This window comes from Aliiroseovarius sp. F47248L (assembly GCF_023016085.1).
GTDB lineage: Bacteria > Pseudomonadota > Alphaproteobacteria > Rhodobacterales > Rhodobacteraceae > Aliiroseovarius.
The window spans coordinates 2,606,367-2,622,956 of the sequence record NZ_JALKBF010000001.1 but is presented as its reverse complement, the minus strand read 5'-3'; the positions used below and the strand labels follow the sequence as shown (position 1 = coordinate 2,622,956).

13 protein-coding genes are annotated in these 16,590 nt (G+C 57.8%); 3 read left to right on the top strand and 10 right to left on the bottom strand.

The window, feature by feature from the left end:
* Positions 1-110 precede the first annotated feature (110 nt).
* Both MWU51_RS12960 and MWU51_RS12955 read left to right on the top strand, forming a co-directional pair.
* Complete coding sequence (locus MWU51_RS12960; protein WP_247037706.1) at positions 111-770, top strand: sugar transferase; 660 nt, start codon at positions 111-113, stop codon at positions 768-770.
* A 42-nt stretch (positions 771-812) separates the two neighbouring features.
* Positions 813-2,756, top strand: a complete 1,944-nt coding sequence (locus MWU51_RS12955; protein WP_247037704.1) for a polysaccharide biosynthesis tyrosine autokinase — start codon at positions 813-815, stop codon at positions 2,754-2,756.
* On the opposite strand, the gene MWU51_RS12950 is transcribed toward MWU51_RS12955, so the two are convergent.
* From MWU51_RS12950 to MWU51_RS12905, 10 genes are all read right to left on the bottom strand, one after another.
* Entirely contained in the window at positions 2,753-4,120 is a 1,368-nt protein-coding gene (locus MWU51_RS12950) for a polysaccharide biosynthesis/export family protein (protein ID WP_247037702.1), read from the bottom strand. The genes MWU51_RS12955 and MWU51_RS12950 overlap by 4 nt on opposite strands.
* 172 nt (positions 4,121-4,292) lie before the next feature.
* Positions 4,293-5,435 (bottom strand): glycosyltransferase family 4 protein, encoded by a 1,143-nt coding sequence (locus MWU51_RS12945; RefSeq protein ID WP_247037700.1) that lies wholly within the window; start codon positions 5,433-5,435, stop codon positions 4,293-4,295.
* 8 nt (positions 5,436-5,443) lie between these two features.
* A complete protein-coding gene (locus MWU51_RS12940; protein WP_247037698.1) occupies positions 5,444-6,514 on the bottom strand; it encodes an EpsG family protein in 1,071 nt (356 codons plus the stop codon).
* The gene (locus tag MWU51_RS12935) at positions 6,511-7,329 is read right to left on the bottom strand and encodes a hypothetical protein (RefSeq protein ID WP_247037696.1); all 819 of its coding nucleotides are present in this window, start codon (positions 7,327-7,329) and stop codon (positions 6,511-6,513) included. Before MWU51_RS12935 ends, MWU51_RS12940 begins: the two co-directional genes overlap by 4 nt.
* Positions 7,307-7,975, bottom strand: coding sequence for an HAD family hydrolase (locus MWU51_RS12930; RefSeq protein ID WP_247037694.1), 669 nt, complete (start codon positions 7,973-7,975; stop codon positions 7,307-7,309). Before MWU51_RS12930 ends, MWU51_RS12935 begins: the two co-directional genes overlap by 23 nt.
* Positions 7,972-9,213, bottom strand: a complete 1,242-nt coding sequence (locus MWU51_RS12925) for a glycosyltransferase (RefSeq protein ID WP_247037692.1) — start codon at positions 9,211-9,213, stop codon at positions 7,972-7,974. The genes MWU51_RS12930 and MWU51_RS12925 overlap by 4 nt, the downstream gene beginning before the upstream one ends.
* A complete protein-coding gene (locus MWU51_RS12920) occupies positions 9,210-10,343 on the bottom strand; it encodes a glycosyltransferase (protein WP_247037690.1) in 1,134 nt (377 codons plus the stop codon). The genes MWU51_RS12925 and MWU51_RS12920 overlap by 4 nt, the downstream gene beginning before the upstream one ends.
* Positions 10,340-12,142, bottom strand: a complete 1,803-nt coding sequence (locus tag MWU51_RS12915) for an ABC transporter ATP-binding protein (protein ID WP_247037688.1) — start codon at positions 12,140-12,142, stop codon at positions 10,340-10,342. Before MWU51_RS12915 ends, MWU51_RS12920 begins: the two co-directional genes overlap by 4 nt.
* Positions 12,139-13,419 carry a Vi polysaccharide biosynthesis UDP-N-acetylglucosamine C-6 dehydrogenase TviB gene (tviB, locus tag MWU51_RS12910; RefSeq protein ID WP_247037686.1) on the bottom strand — a complete coding sequence of 427 codons (1,281 nt, stop codon included), beginning with the start codon at positions 13,417-13,419 and terminating at the stop codon, positions 12,139-12,141. Before tviB ends, MWU51_RS12915 begins: the two co-directional genes overlap by 4 nt.
* A gap of 143 nt (positions 13,420-13,562) precedes the next feature.
* The gene (locus tag MWU51_RS12905; RefSeq protein ID WP_247037684.1) at positions 13,563-14,582 is read right to left on the bottom strand and encodes an NAD-dependent epimerase/dehydratase family protein; all 1,020 of its coding nucleotides are present in this window, start codon (positions 14,580-14,582) and stop codon (positions 13,563-13,565) included.
* A gap of 156 nt (positions 14,583-14,738) precedes the next feature.
* On the opposite strand from MWU51_RS12905, the gene ilvD reads away from it, so the two are divergent.
* Positions 14,739-16,574 carry a dihydroxy-acid dehydratase gene (gene ilvD / locus MWU51_RS12900; RefSeq protein ID WP_247037682.1) on the top strand — a complete coding sequence of 612 codons (1,836 nt, stop codon included), beginning with the start codon at positions 14,739-14,741 and terminating at the stop codon, positions 16,572-16,574.
* Positions 16,575-16,590: the final 16 nt, after the last annotated feature.

Below are 16,590 nucleotides of genomic sequence, written 5' to 3'. Positions count from 1 at the left end.
GAACGCCAACGCTCCCGAGGCATTCACTAAACTACTTTGAAGTTTAGATAAATCATGTTAGCAACCTAGAGGTGTAAATTATTTAGGTGTTTGCAACCATGAGGCAGTCTATGCGGGAATACAGCATGACACCGGACCGAACGGTGGATTTGGACCCTTGGCCCACAAGTGCGACCGTGCTGACCCCATTAGGTTTTGCGATCGGTAAGCGCGCGTTCGATGTATTTTTTTGCCTGCTATTGCTACCAATTCTGGGCGCTGTTGCCGTCATATTGCTGCTACTGAACTCTGCCTTTAATCGGGGTCCGTTGCTGTTTAAGCAACCTCGAATGGGGCACAATTGCACCCTCTTCAAGGCCTACAAATTTCGCACAATGACGCCATCGACACAAAGCCGTCGTGCGCACGATCCCCTTGAGAGAGAGCGTATTACCAGCTTTGGTGCAGCGTTGCGTCAAAGTCGGCTGGATGAGTTGCCACAAATCATTAATGTCCTGCGCGGTGAGATGAGTCTGATTGGCCCGCGTCCTGATTGCTATGATCATGCGGTCACATTTGTGCGCATTGTACCGGGTTACAAAGAACGTCACGTGGTGTTGCCGGGAATTAGTGGCTTCGCGCAAACAGAGCTTGGCTATGTCGAAGGCATCGAAGCAACTGTTAAAAAGGTCGAGGCTGATCTTCACTACATCGCTAATCGCAGCCTCCGTTTGGAAGCGTGGATCTTCTGGCGAACACTGGTGACCGTGATCAGCCGCACCGGGTGTTAAGCGGGTGCTATTTCAAACTTGCTACCAACCAAGAGGCCTTGAATGAACATACGACAAGGGTTTCCGGGTACCCATGGTTCGACGTTTCGGGATAATTTTGCTCCAGCCAAAGAGTTAGATCTTCTGCGAGTAGGGCAGGCGCTGTGGCGCGGTCGCCGATTGATCGCGACATTGGGTATTGTGGGGCTGGTCTTTGGGGCTGTCTATGGATTTGGTGTCGCGCGTCCGAAATTCGCGGCCACGGCCTTGTTGGTCATGACACAGACGCCCGATCCAGTCTTTTCCGGGGATGCATCTTCGCAGCCAGCGTCGCAAGACGTATCGGATATGAACACACAGCTTCATATCATTCAGTCACGCGCCTTGGTGCAGCAAATGGTTGATGCGTTGGCCTTGGAAAATGACCCAGAATTCAACACGGCTTTGCGGCCCGGTTGGTCCATTTTTTCGGCAACCCGTTCTGATCCATCAACGATCAATGATGCTGAAACTGCGGAACAGGTGATCGCGAATGTCCAAGGCGCACTATCGGCGTATGTGCAAAGAAGTACACGCATTTTCATAGTTACGGCACAGTCGGAAGATCGCTTCAAGGCTGCCAAGATGGCTAACACGCTTTCAGCTATCTATCTGCAAGATCAAATTGATGCAAAATTCCAAGCAGCAAATGATGCGGTCAGTTGGTTGTCAGATCGTGTGGGTGTTCTGCGGCATGATTTAATCGCGCAAGAAGCAGCGGTCGCGCAGTTGCGCACGCAGATGGGTCTGACCTCGGCAGAGGGGCTGGCCATTTTAAACGCGCGCCTGAAAGAGGCGCGGGCGCGGTTGCAGGATGTGCAACAGCAAGCGGAACAAACCAACGATCAACAGCGTGTGGCGCTTCAAAAGCTTGCATTGGAACGATCTATCTCGGAGCTTGAGCTGGCGGTGCAGACACAAGGTGCTGATGTCAACGCGTTGCAACAGCTAGAACGCGAAGCGCAAGCGACACGTGTGCTCTATGAAACTTTACTGGCCCGATTGAAAGAGGCCAGCGCAGTTCGCGGGCTGCAGCAGGCCGATGCGCGGGTGCTGTCTGCTGCGACAGCTGGCACATATCAATCACCTCAAAAGGGGCTGATCATGCTGATCGGTGCACTTATTGGGATGGTGATTGCAAGCGTCTACGTCCTGTCGAAGCAGTTTGTGCATTCCGGTTTCAGAACCGCAGATGAATTGGCAGCGGCAGCGGGTAAACCTGTTCTGGGACAAGTCCCAATTATCCCGGTTGCGGACCGCAGCGCATTGGTGCCGTTTCTATCAAACCAACCGACAGCCGCCACCGCCGAAGCCATCCGAAATCTGCGCACTTCGCTTTTGATGTCAAACGTCGAACAGCCGCCGCAAGTGGTTCTGATTGCATCGGCCGTGTCGGGTGAAGGAAAGACCACACAAGCGGTGGCGTTGACGCAGAACTTTGCCGGATTGGGTAAACGTGTTTTGTTGATCGAAGGGGATATCCGTCGCTGTACGTTGGAACACTATGTGCCCGGGCCTTCCGCGCCGGGGATTATGTCGCTCTTGGCGGGTGATGTGTCCTTGTCAGATGCGGTGCAACATGATGCGCAGCTGGGTGCGGATGTTCTTTTTGGAGAAAAGACAGGGCTGAGTGCCGCTGATCTGTTCGCCTCAAGCCGCTTTGAACGTCTTATCCAAGAGGCGCGCGCAGATTATGACATGATCATTATCGACAGTCCCCCGGTTCTGGTTGTGCCGGATGCGCGTGTGATTGCCCGCTACGCAGATGCCATCCTTTTTATCGTGGGGTGGAACAAGACAACCCGAGGGCAAGTGGCCGAGGGCTTGCGGCAGTTTGAAATGGTGAACTGCGCAGTTACCGGTTTTGTACTGTCGCAGGTTAAATCTGCAGAGATGGTGCGATACGGTTATGCGGATACCAATCCTGCATACACGACGTATGGGGAAGGTTATTACGGCGCGACCTAAGGCACGCCGCTGTCTCCGTTGACCGATTTGTTGATCAGGATCGGGAAAGCCTGTTCGAAGGCGCGCGACCATTTGGTGATCGGCTGTTCTTCGATAAAGACGATGTCATTCGGGCGCATCTGCATACGAGTGGCAAGCGTGATGTTAACTACATTTGTCGCGTCCAGATGCCAAGCCGTGACCTTGGTATCATTTGATCCTGTGCCGGGACGGATGACATAGATTTGCGCCGGATCACCGGTTCTGGTGTCAAACCCGCCTTCGTCATAAAGCACATCGGCAAGGCTGGCCTGTCGCCCATACGGGAGAGCAACGCGACCTTGTTGGGCCACCTCTCCAGCCAGATAGACATAATCGCGTGTTTCGGCGCCAAGTTCACGGCGGGCTTTAAAAGTGGCGCGCCGTTCATCAAGGGCATCGCGTTGGACCGATATCTCAGACCTCAACTCGGACAAGGCTTGCAGGCGCGCGTTGCGTTTCATGCCGATCGCCGTGATCTGCGCCTCGTAGAACGTCAGAGCCCGATCAAGGTCATAGCTTTCATCCACATAGATCGCATCGTCCGCCTGCAGCGTTAGGTTGCGCGCTGCGGCGTCAGATCGAAGGGCCGAAGCGGGTAGCTGGTAGAGTGTGCCGTTGCGGTAAAGACGTATTGCTGTAGCGTCCTTATCTTCGGCGACAATCCCACCCGCCTGTGCCAGCGCATCACCAAGACGTAGGGGTTTTAAGGACAAAGGTACCAACCCTGCTTTGGCAACCTTGCCGCCTATGGCCACGTTTTGCGATTTAAATTCCGTGATCTCAAGGCTGAAGGCGGGGTCGATGTTTTTAGCCACAAGGGCTTGGAAAACGGCATCTTCGGCGTCTTCCAGTGTTTTCCCGGCAATCGCGATCTGTCCAATATCGGGCAGGGCAATCATCCCGTTGTCGCGCACGGTAAAGCCTTGCCTTTGAGTTTGTGCATTCAGCAGTCCGCCAAGTTCCTCGATCGTGCTGGCCGAGCTTTTTGTCACAAGCATCACCTCATCACCAATACCGATCCTGTAACGTTGCGTGGCAAGTTGGGGTGGCAGCTTGGTGGTAATCATTTCGCGCGTTTGAGTGGGGCCGTCTGGAATTTCTGGCAGCGCAGCAGCACCGCGCAAACCGGTGCCACTGGCAACTGCATGAAACGCTTCTGGCAGACTTCGTGGCACATAGGGCGCGCTGTTGGCCTGCTTTACCGAACTTGCGGTGATCCGCATCACTTGCACATCCAGTCCAGCAGCCTGTGTTTGCACGGTCGGGCTGTGATAGGTAACGCCACAGCCCGTCAAGACAAGGCTTGTGCCAAGAAGAAGCGCGCGCATTCCGCTGTGGTGCATGTTGTCCTCCGTCCGTCCAACCCCGTCGCGTGTCACCCTATGGTGTGCGGATTGGTGTGATTGGTTAACTCATATCAAAATTGCAAACGAGTGACATAAAAATACCATAGGTTGTTTGTTGCAAGAGTGCTTCCGTCAAGGTGTGTTGCTGATTTGCGGCGTGTTGTACTCTCTAGGCGCTTAGCCGCGTGTCTGTTGCGGTGGACAGATCGGGCACAAGGTCTGCAATTGCGGACAGATAGCGATCAACCACGATTTTTTGATCGTATTCCCGCAGCATTTTTTCACGTCCGGCACCACCCATCATCATGCGGGTGTTTGTTGGCAGGTCTGCAAATATCTCCATCGTGTGACGCAAGTCTTCGGCATCGCGTGGTGCGCAAAGCAGGCCGGTGATCCCGTTATCCACGACATGTCGGCAACCCGGCACATCGGTTGCGATCAGGGGTCGCGCCATGCTGGCGGCCTCTAACAGCGTGCGGGGTGCACCTTCACGATAAGATGGAAGGACGACACAATCTGCCTGTGCAATAAAGGGGCGCACATCATCATGTTCCCCCAAATGGTCGATGACACCCTCTTTGATCCAACCGTTCAACAGTGCGGGCCCCAATGCCGACCGGTTCGCTGCGCCAATTGATCCTAGAATCTGGAAGTGGACATCATCACGCATGCTTTTGATCTGGCGCGCGGCATCGACAAATTCCAACACGCCTTTGTCCCGCAATAGGCGCGATATCATCAAAAAAACCGTTCCACTATCGGGGGGATGGAGCCTTGGGGAAAATTGGTCGAGATCGACGCCCGAGCCGGGCAGCAGACGGGCCTGAACAGGTGCAATCAGCCGTCGTTGAATGAACAGGTCACGATCATCAGGGTTCTGAAAGAACAAGATTGGAAGCCCCCGGAAGGCAAAGCGATACAAAGTCTCGACCACCATTCTAAGCGCGCCACTTGAAAGGAAACCCGTCCCCAATCCTGAAACATTGGGAAGAAACGGGATGCCCAGACGCTTTGCGGCCACAGCGCCGAAGATGTTGTTCTTTACGGTGTAGCTGAGGATGACATCAGGTCGGAGTGTTGCAAAATGGGCGGCAAGACAGCCTGCCAGTTTGGCATCACGCCGGGGAGACATCCCTTGCACATCCATTTGCAAGTCAACCACCTGACATCCCATGGCGCGCAGCGCTGATACAGTGGCGTCATGAGGTGACAGAATGGTGACGTGGTGGCCCTGGTTCAGCAAAGCCTCGATCACTGGGCGGCGAAAATTCAGGGCGTTCCATGCGGCGTTGACGGTTAAAACAACTCTCATAGGATACCTCAGTTTGGCAGTTGATAAATCTTGGGTATTGAAAACAGCCAGCTGTCATAGGGCATGTAGCAATAGTGGAAATGGGCCGAGTAGTTGGTCCAGACAGCTAGCATTACCATCAGCACTGCATAGGGTGCGGTAGCCAACACTGAGCCGACTGTCCCAAGGCCAAGAAATGGGATGCGCGCCAGTATTATCGCTTGAAGCGGAACCAGAAAATAGCCGACACGATCGGCGATCACACTGGACAGGCTAATCAACGGTACGGTTGCCAGCATCATCAGCGCACCCAGCACAACAATCCTATGATCAGTCGGGAAACGTGTGCGCCATGCGGGGCGAAGCACCAGAAAAAATAGAACGCCCGTCAGTGTCAAAAGCGCGGCCCGATACATCGCCCCATAGGCATCGACACCCGTGTTGACATAGCGTGACAAGGCGAGCTGTGCGCTGTCTCCGGTTGCCAGAAGATAAACACCCGGCACGGCCAGCGTGAACGCTGCCAGCAATCGCGCCCTAATCGAACCATACCCAACCAAGGGGGCTAGCAGTAGGAACACACCTGCGCTGGAATGAAAGCCCGTGGCAAGCAACGTGCACATGGTGAACCACGCTGTGCGCCCATTGCTGAATGCTGAAAAAGCCATGCACATCAGCCCGATGGATGCGGCTTGCCGGATACCGGACATCGGCATGTTAAGGATCAAGACTGGGTAGAGGAGGATCAGGAAGCCTAGCCGGTCGGGCTGTTTTCGCGCCAGCGCATGGACGCCCGCAAAGAAGATCACCGCCACGGTCACATTCAGCCACGGATACGCAAGCCCCAACCCTCCGACGACTTGTACCAGTGCCCACCACAACGGCTCGCGCTGGGCTAACGCATCAGCAAACCCAAGGTCCATTTGGATCAAAAAATGGCGGTGGTAGCCATTCCAGTCGCACCCTACGTCAAGTCTGAATGCGACGAACAGAAACAGGGCCACCAGCACCATGAGATAGGTTTGATTGCTTAAGCGTGGCTGATTGGCCAGCACAACCCGCATCAGGATCAGCGCGATAAAAAGGGCGACATAGATCACGACTGCGTCACGCCCAAAGCGCGCAATGGCAACCTGCCGCGCGCAACATAGACAAGTTGCACGATCACACCCCAGATCAAACAGATCAGCGGTGCGATCTCATCGGTCAGAACTGAAAGAAGTATGACAAGCGGTATAACCGCAGCTTGGGTCTTTAGGTGATAGGTTTGGGCTTTGCGTTCCGGCAGTATCAAGCGCCCTTTGGCGTCCAAATAAGTTACAAACCTTGGCAGGGTGAACAACAAAAGCGCGGTGGCAAAACTTGTCAGAATGGCCGTTGTGTCGGTGTTGATAAGCAGAGCGGGCAGAACAGGCAGAGTGAACCTGAGCAAGGACAGTTGCAGGAACGTATAGAACTTCAACTCGATCGCGCGCAGGGTGTTATGGGCGATCAAGGTCGCAATAAGAGTGGATAGAGAAGCCCAATAAAGGGCGGAGGTTGCGACCCCTACTGCTACAGTGGCAGCCAACCCAATGCCCAATCGCAGAGCGACGAAACAGATGATAAAACCGGGTCTGTGATCAGTGTCGACACGCCGACGCGGGGTCGGATCGTGGCGCAAGCCGATCGTGTCATTGGCCAGATAACCCAGTTCATAGATGCAGATGAAAGCGGTATAGCTCATCAGATAGCAAATGAATGCATCGCTGACGGTCAGATCACCCAGCAGTGCCACAAGGATTATTCCCGGCACCCATGCCGTCAAGGCGTTGACCATGAAGTCGCGTGGCCAGTGATAGCGAGAGACAAACGCATAACCAAATGGCAAAAGCAGTATCAGGTGGCGCATCCTAATGGCACAGAATTTCGGCATCCCAATTCCTCATCCATTTGCGAGGTTGGCGTGCGGCGACCAACACAGCAGGATTCGCTACCGCAACCAGATCGCAATCCGATCTGTTGTCGGTGATCACTGCAAACCGCACCTGATCAAGCGGGCGGTTCAGGAATGCCTCGACCGCTTCGCGCTTCTGACCAGTCAGATCACGGGATAAACGGCCCGTCAGGCGACCATCCCGCACTTTTGGTTGCGAAGCGACGCAGGGGGTATCCAACTGCCGGGCAATTTCTTCGATCACTGGTGCAAGCGCGTTCGAAACAAGCACCGGTTGCCATCCAGCGGTGCGCATCTGAGCCAAACGCGCGTGCGTTACTGATATGGCGCGCGCGGGTAGGTGATCGGAAACATACCGCCCCGCCGACGCTTGTAGCGACGACAGGGTTTCGCCGCGCAAGCTGGCCAGAACAAGCGCGCGATGGACGTCAAATCGGCTGGTTTTAGCGATCAGGATCAGCCCCAGACGCAGCACCGATCGGCGGCGTGTCAGTGCTTTCAGCATGTTGAACCGCCGTCGGTTCCCCCGGCGGGCGTGGTGAAACGTGACCAATCCAGCGGTGGTGTTGGTGTCGTACAAAGTGCCGCAGACGTCGACGGCAAGGATCCGATCGATCTGGGTCATGCAGCCTGCCTTTCCATTCCGAACGTGCGATAGAGCGCGTCATAGGCTTCGCAAGCTCGCTCAAGCGAGAACCGCCCTGTTGCATGGGTGCGAATGACCGAGCGTGGAGCGAATGGTGCAGAGGCGATCGTCCGGGCAGCGTGTTCAATCGCGGGTGAGTCGTGACGGGCCAGCACCAGGCCAAAACTTCGGTCTGGGAGAATATCGTTGATGTCTCCGATCCCTGTGTTGCTGATCACTGGCAGACCGCAGGACAGGTATTCGCCCACCTTGGTGGCCGAAACGCCGAGGCTGGACTTGCTGGCGATACGGAAGGACAGGCCGATATCGGCAGCATTCAGAAGCGCTGGCACGTCATCATGCGGCACGCGCTTACACGTCAGGTGCGCCGGGTCCAGCGTGACGCCATAACCGCGGGCTGCCTGCACATGCTGATCGATGGAATGATCGCCAACCAGCAACAGCCGCGCCTGCATGTCCTGCGCCTGAAGCGCGGCCAGCAGGCGATATGTGGTGCCCATCTGGTAAAGCGGCCCGGCTGATCCAAGATGCACCAGCACCACATCTTTAGTCGAGTAACCAAGCTCTCGTCGTGTGCTGGCTCGCAGGGCTTTGTCGGGAAGAAACTTTGACTGGTCGACACTGCAAGGCACGACACTTGTCGCCAATCCGGCCGATGGGCGCCGCGCCGCGACAATGGATTTTGCATCATGTGTCAAGGCGACAATGGCGCTTGCCTTGCTGATAGCGCGGGTTTCGAGTTTGCGGAAGTGGCGAGCGATGCTGCGGCCCACCGGCCCCTGCCAGATACCCGCCTCGCAGCGTTCGTCCACCCAGAAGCCGCGCATGTCGAATACGAAGGGCAGGCCGCGTCGCAGGCTGACTGGCAGCACAGCGCCCAGCGGCATGTAGCTGCGGCAATGGATCAGGTCGGGCTGAAAGGTCTCGATCAGCTTTTCCAGACGGCTTTGCATCAGTCCCGGGATGGCGAAACGTTCCAGCTTGCCTGCCAGCGGCAGGGTGTGACGCAGAATCGGGCTGTGCTCGATCCCCGCACGTTCCAGCCGCGGCGCGATCCTGGTGGCGAACTCTTCCTGTCGGGTCGGATGTTCGACAGACAGGCAGGCGATTTGATGGCCTCGGGCAGCCAGCCCCTCAAGATAGGGCAGCACTTGGGCGGTGCCGATATGATCAGACAGTCCGTTATTGGTAACGAAGATCGAACGGATGCCGTTCATGCTTGCCTCATTGATTCTGATAACTGGGGTTGCGGGAGGAGTGAGAGGAACTTGACCGCCGCGACGCCCGGGCGGAAATCGGATGCGCGTCTGAGAGCGGCGTCAGGGCTGGGCGGCGCACGCAGGGCGGCGTCCATCGCGGCGGCAAGGGCGGCGGCGTCCCCGACGGGGACCAAGCTGCCGATGTCGCTGGTGTCCAGAATTTCGGAAGGACCATGCGGACAGTCGGTCGCGACCACGGGTAGGCCGTGCGACAACGCCTCGACGATCACATTGGCAAAGCCCTCGCTGCGTGAACTAAGTGCGAACAGATCGGCACTTGCGTAATAGGTGCCGGTATCTGGTGTGAACCCGGGCATCGTTACCCGGTCGATCAGGCCCAGCGGTTGCAACATCGCCGACAACGCCTTGCGATCCGGCCCGTCGCCAAGAATGACAAGCTCGCCGTCGCAACCTTGAACCAGCAGCAGACGAAACGCCCGCAGAAGGGTCGGAAAATCTTTCTGCCAGCGCAGAGAGCCCACGGCCAATATCCGGTGCCGCGCATTTGCGGGCCAGACGGCGCGACCCGTGTTGGGATCGGGGCGCGTCACCGGATTGTGGATGACCTTGACGCGGTTGGCGGGCAGACGCCCCAAACGCTCCAGATCGCGGGCAGACCCGGCCGAGACCGAGACATTGGCTCGCGCCCTTGGATAGGTCGCGCGGATGCTGGCCCGCAGCGCAAGCCAGTGCAGCGCGCCTTTGTGCGCGTATTGATCTGATAGCGTCGCGTGATCAGTGGTGATGACCGGCACACCCGTCCCGCGCGCCGCCCAGACCGCGATGCTGGTCAGGGGCCACATCGCCGGGATCAGGGCCGCGGGTTGGTTTTCGCGCAGCCAATGTCGCAACGGGGCTGCGACCCCCCGCAGACGGTCGGCGTTTAGGTCGGTGATGGAAAAGCCTGCGCGCTGGGCATCTGCCATCAACGCGCCACCTGCGCGGGCAAGGATCAGGTGGGGGGCATAGCCGAACTGCGCAAGCTCGGTGGCCAGCGTCAGCATCACACGCTCCGCCCCGCCGCCCCGAATGTCGGGCAGCACGAAGGCCAGTGTATTGTCAGATTGCAGCGGATAAGCGTGCTTCATGCCGCCACCCCCGCCAGCGCGCGAAACCCGTCATGTTGCGCGATCAGCTGGGCATAGCTTCCCTGGGCCACGATGCGCCCATGTTCCAGCACGATGATCTGATCGCAGCCCTCGACGGTCGAGATTCGGTGGGCGATCATCACGATGGTTTTCTGCCCCCGAAGCCCCGCAATCGCCTTCATCACTTCGCGTTCTGTTGTGGTGTCAAGCGCGCTTGTCGCCTCGTCAAACACAAGGATGTCGGGGTTGTGATACAGGGCGCGGGCGATGCCGATGCGCTGGCGTTGTCCGCCAGACAGCCGCACACCGCTTTCGCCGATGGTGGTGTCATAGCCGTTTGGCAGTTGCGTTTCGACAAAATGATCCAGTTGCGCCATGCGGGCATATTCCGCGATGCGTTTCATGTCGATCTGCGCGCGGGGCGTGCCAAGGGCGATGTTCTCGGCGATGCTGGTGTCGGCCAGAAAGATCGACTGCGGCACATAACCGATGGCGGCGTGCCAGCCCGTCACGTTTGCCGCGGTAATTGGTGTACCATCGACACTGATCCGCCCGGATTGCGGGGAAAGAAGCCCCAGCAAAAGGTCGATCAGCGTCGTCTTTCCCGCCCCTGTGCCGCCGACGATCCCGATGGACGCGCCCGCTGGAATGGTTAGGGACAGATCGGATATACTGCGCGCGCAGCTGTCGTAGGAGTAGCTGACATTCCTCACCTCCAGCGCCGTGGTCAGGCGCATCGGCTGCACATCCGCGGTGCCGATTGTGGCATCCGACAAGCCCTGCATGTCGTCAAACAGAACATCCACCGCACCCGCGCCGAAGCGAAGCTCGACCATTGCGCGGTAAATGCCCTGCACGGATGGCAACATCCGGTAGCCCGCAAAGGCATAGACGCCAAGTTTCGGCAGGATCGCGGCGGTGCTGGCGTTGGGGCCGAGGGTTGCCAGCAGGGCGACGCACAGAAGCAACATGCCGCCAAAACCAATCGCCTCGACCAGGTATTTCGGCACTTGGCCCAGCACGAGGTTGGCGGCCTGCATCCGCGACACCTCGATAGATGGGGCGCGGAAATGTCGGATATAGGCGTCTTCTTTCCCAAGGATACGGATGTCCTTGATGCCGCCCAACGCTTCGCGCGCGATGGTGTATCGTGCCTCATCCGCGGCCACGCGGCGGGCGCTGTTGCGGGTGACAAGGCGGCGGATGGTCAGGAAGATCAGCGCATAGGCGGTGCCCAGAATGGCCATGGCCGCGAGCGCAATAATGGGGTCCATGACGATCAGAAAGGCCAGCATGGCCACCAGCGTCACAAGGGATGTGGTCAATCGCAGCACCGGAGCCAGAGCGAACATGGTGACTTGCTCGACCTCAGACAGGATATTCTTGGCCATCTCGCCCGTGTGGCGTCCCAGAAAGAATGCGTAAGGCTGGCGCAGATAGCGGGTGATCAGCCTTGTGCCAAGGCTGTGGCGACGCATCTGCACAAACCGGGTCATCGCATATTCCCCTGCGCTGCGGATCAGCGCGCCGCTGACAAGGAAAGCGAAGGTGACAAGCGCCAGTGCGAGCAGGAAACTGTGGTGATCGGTGAACCCGCCCCATTGATAGGTGGCGGACAGGTAGGAGTTCGTCTGAACAAGGCTGGGGTCAGACAGCGCCAGAAAGAATGGAAAGACCGAGGCGACGCCGATCACCTCGAACACCGCCATCACCAGCGCAAGGCCGAGCACCAGCGTGCCGCGCCTGCGTTCGCGTGGGGTCAGAAGCGACCAGAGCTTGCCAAGGGTCCGCCTTTTCACAACCGCAGATCCGCCATTTCCCGCGGCAGGGCGGATTTGATGTCATAGATCACCGACAGGTTCTTGGCATAACGGTGGATCCAGCCCGGCGGGCGATTCAGATAGGCGCAGTGCGGCACGGTCAGCATTACCCCGTCATAGCGGTGCGATTGCGGCGTGTCGGTCAGGTCGATGCCATATTCAGTGCGCGCCGTGTCCGGGTCGGCAAGTGGGTCGTGGATGTCCACCCGGACGCCGTAGTCGCGCAGCTCTTCCAGAATATCAACGACGCGCGTGTTGCGCAGGTCGGGGCAGTTTTCCTTGAAGGTCAGCCCAAGGATCAGCACCCGCGATTTGGCGACATTGATCCCCTTGCGCATCATCGACTTGATCATTTGCCCGGCGACATAGGCGCCCATGCCGTCATTGATCCGGCGGCCCGATAGGATCACCTGCGGGTGATAGCCAATTTCCTCTGCCTTGTGGGTCAGGTAATAGGGGTCCACGCCGATGCAGTGACCGCCGACCAGCCCCGGCTGGAACGGCAGGAAGTTCCACTTGGTGCCCGCTGCCTTCAGTACGGCACCCGTGTCGATGCCCAGCCGGTTGAAGATGATCGCAAGCTCGTTCACCAGGCTGATGTTCAGATCGCGCTGGGTGTTCTCGATCACCTTGGCGGCTTCGGCCACGCGGATGCTTTCGGCCTTGTAGGTGCCTGCCGTGATGATCCCGGCATAAAGCGCGTCGACGCGGTCGGCGGCTTCGGGGCTAGACCCAGACGTGACCTTCACGATCGACGGCAAGCGGTGGTCGCGGTCGCCGGGGTTGATCCGCTCGGGGCTGTAGCCCACGAAGAAATCGCGGTTGAAGGTCAGGCCCGAGGTCGCTTCTAGGATCGGCACACAGACCTCTTCCGTCGCTCCGGGATAGACGGTGCTTTCGTAAATGACGATATCGCCTTGGGACAACGCGCGGCCCACGGTTTCGCTGGCGCGTCGCAGGGGTGTCAGATCGGGTCGGTTATGGGCGTCGATGGGGGTGGGCACGGTTACGATGAAGATGTTGGCCTTCGCCAGCGCGTCCGGGTTGTTGCTGAAAGTCAGATGGCGCGCATAGGACAGGTCGTTCGTTGTTACTTCTTCCGTGCGGTCGATGCCGGATTGCAAGTCACAAACGCGGGCAGCGTCGATGTCAAATCCGATAACTGGCCGCTTCTTGCCGAACTCGACCGCCAGCGGTAGGCCGACATAGCCCAGCCCGATCACCGCGATCTGTCCCAGGTCCGGAAAGTCTTTCATCGCCCAATGCGTCCGTTATCCAACCACAACACAACCATTGCGAGTGTAGCATTGCGTAGAATTCCGTTAAAAGAAAGTTAAAACTCAACCTAGAGAGGTAAAATGCGACAAGGCATGTATTCTTGCTCCGCACACACGGGGTATCAGACCTTGTAATAGTTTCGATACCACGCGACGAAGCTGTTGACCCCTTCGCGAAAATCGGTGGCGGGGCGATAGCCTGTCAGCCGCTTCAACAGCGTTGCATCCGCCCATGTGGCCGGAACATCGCCCATCTGCATCTCCATATAGTTGCGCTGGGCTTTGCGACCCAAGGCATCCTCGATCGCATCGACGAAATCCAACAGGCGCACCTTATCGGAATTGCCAAGGTTCACCACGCGATAGGGTGCGGCGGGCGACAGGCTGTCGCCATCTTCGATGTCATCGGGGCTGTCGGGTCGCACGGGCACGGCGTCGATCAACAGGCGGATGCCGCGCACCAGATCTTCTACATAGGTAAAGTCGCGGAACATCTCGCCATTGTTGTAAATGTCGATGGGGGTGCCGTCGATGATGCCTTTCGTGAACTTGAACAGCGCCATGTCGGGGCGTCCCCACGGGCCATAGACGGTAAAAAACCGGAACATCGTTGTCGGCAAATCCCACAGATGGGCATAGCTGTGCGCCATGCTTTCATTGGCCTTCTTGGTGGCGGCATAAATGGTCAGCTGGGTGTCGGCTTTTTCCGTTTCGATGAACGGCATGTCGGTGTTTGCACCATAGACCGAACTGGTCGAGGCCATCAGCAGGTGGTCGACCTTGTGCCGCCGCGCGGCCTCCATCACGTTGAACGTGCCGATGACATTGCTGTCCAGATAGGCGCGGGGGTTCTCGAGGCTGTAACGAACGCCGGCTTGGGCCGCGAGATGGACGATCACATCAGGAGCGAAGCCGTCGGCGACCTCGTCGAACAACGCCTGGTCTTCCAGCATCCCTTCGGTCATCGAAAAACCCGCGTTTTGCAAAAGCATCTGATGGCGGTGCTGTTTCAGCGTCACGTCATAGTAGTCCGTCATCCCGTCATATCCATGCACCCGAAAGCCTTCGGCCAGCAGTAGTTTGGACAGGTGATATCCGACGAAACCGGCCGACCCGGTGACCAGAACTTTGCGTGATGCCATGAGGTTGGTGCCTTTCAGGATGCCATTTCGGTTGCTTCTAACGCTCAGATCGGGCAGGGCCAAGCCTGATCATGTCGGTCAATCTGCACTGGCTTCATGGCGCGTGGAATGATAATCCGCTTTTTGAATCCAATTTTCAGACAAGGTGGGGACCGTATGCCTGCTTATCGTTCCAGAACTTCGACCCATGGCCGCAACATGGCCGGTGCCCGCGGCCTTTGGCGCGCGACCGGCATGACCGACGATGATTTCGGCAAGCCGATCATCGCCATTGTAAACAGCTTTACGCAGTTTGTGCCGGGCCACGTTCACCTGAAAGATCTGGGCCAGATGGTCGCCCGCGAGGTCGAAGCTGCAGGCGGTGTCGCCAAGGAGTTCAACACCATTGCTGTCGATGACGGGATCGCGATGGGCCATGACGGCATGCTCTATTCGCTGCCGTCGCGCGAAGTGATTGCCGATAGCGTTGAATACATGGTTAACGCGCATTGTGCGGATGCGATGGTGTGCATCTCGAACTGCGACAAGATCACGCCGGGGATGTTGATGGCGGCAATGCGCTTGAATATTCCAGTGATCTTTGTTTCCGGCGGCCCGATGGAAGCGGGCAAGATCGACATCGCCGATCTTGATATGACCAAGATCGACCTTGTCGACGCGATGGTTGCTGCCGCAAGCGAGGACCTGACGGATGAACAGGTCCAGCATATCGAAGAAAACGCCTGCCCGACCTGCGGGTCGTGTTCGGGCATGTTCACCGCGAATTCGATGAACTGTCTGGCCGAGGCGCTGGGTCTTGCCCTTCCCGGCAATGGCTCGACCCTTGCAACGCATTCGGACCGTAAGAACCTGTTTCTGGAAGCCGGGCGCAAAATCGTCGAGATCACCAAGCGCCACTATGTGAACGAAGAAAAAGGTTTTCTGCCGCGCGAGATTGCAACCTTTGACGCGTTTGAAAACGCCATGTCACTGGACATTGCCATGGGCGGTTCGACCAACACGGTTCTGCACCTGCTGGCTATCGCGCATGAGGGCGAGGTCGATTTCACCATGAAAGACATGGACCGGCTCAGCCGCCATGTGCCGTGCCTGTGCAAGGTCGCGCCTAACATAGCCAATGTGCATATGGAAGATGTGCACCGTGCTGGCGGCATCTTTTCGATCCTTGGTGAGCTCAGCCGCGCTGGGCTTTTGCACAATGATTGCTCAACTGTGCATTCCTCGACGATGGGCGAGGCGATTGCCAAATGGGATATCAAGGTCGCCAACAACCCCGACGCTGAAAGCCTGTTCAAAGCGGCCCCCGGCGGGGTGCGCACCACGCAGGCATTTTCGACCGAGAACCGGTATAAGGAACTCGACACCGACCGCGAAGGCGGCGTGATCCGCTCGAAGGAACACGCGTTTAGTCAGGACGGCGGTCTGGCGGTTCTGTTCGGCAACATCGCGCTGGATGGCTGTATCGTGAAAACGGCGGGTGTGGACGAAAGCATCCTGAAATTCACCGGCACCGCGCATGTCTGCGAAAGCCAGGACGCGGCGGTCAGTGACATTCTAACTGGCAAGGTCAAGGAAGGCGATGTCGTCGTCATCCGCTACGAAGGGCCGCGCGGTGGGCCGGGGATGCAGGAAATGCTGTATCCGACCAGCTATCTGAAATCGAAGGGGTTAGGCAAAGCCTGTGCGCTTTTGACCGACGGGCGCTTTTCTGGCGGCACCTCGGGCCTGTCAATCGGCCACGTTTCGCCGGAAGCCGCCGAAGGCGGCGCGATCGGGCTGGTCCAGCAAGGCGACAAGATCGAGATCGACATCCCCAATCGCACCATCCATTTGGCCTTGTCCGACGACGAACTGGCCGCCCGTCGCGCTGCGCAGGACGAAAAAGGCTGGCATCCTGCCGAACCGCGTAAACGCAAGGTGTCCAAAGCGTTGAAAGCCTACGCGTTGCTGGCGTCGTCTGCGGCCAAAGGTGCCGTGCGTATGATCGACTGATCAAAGACCGATACAA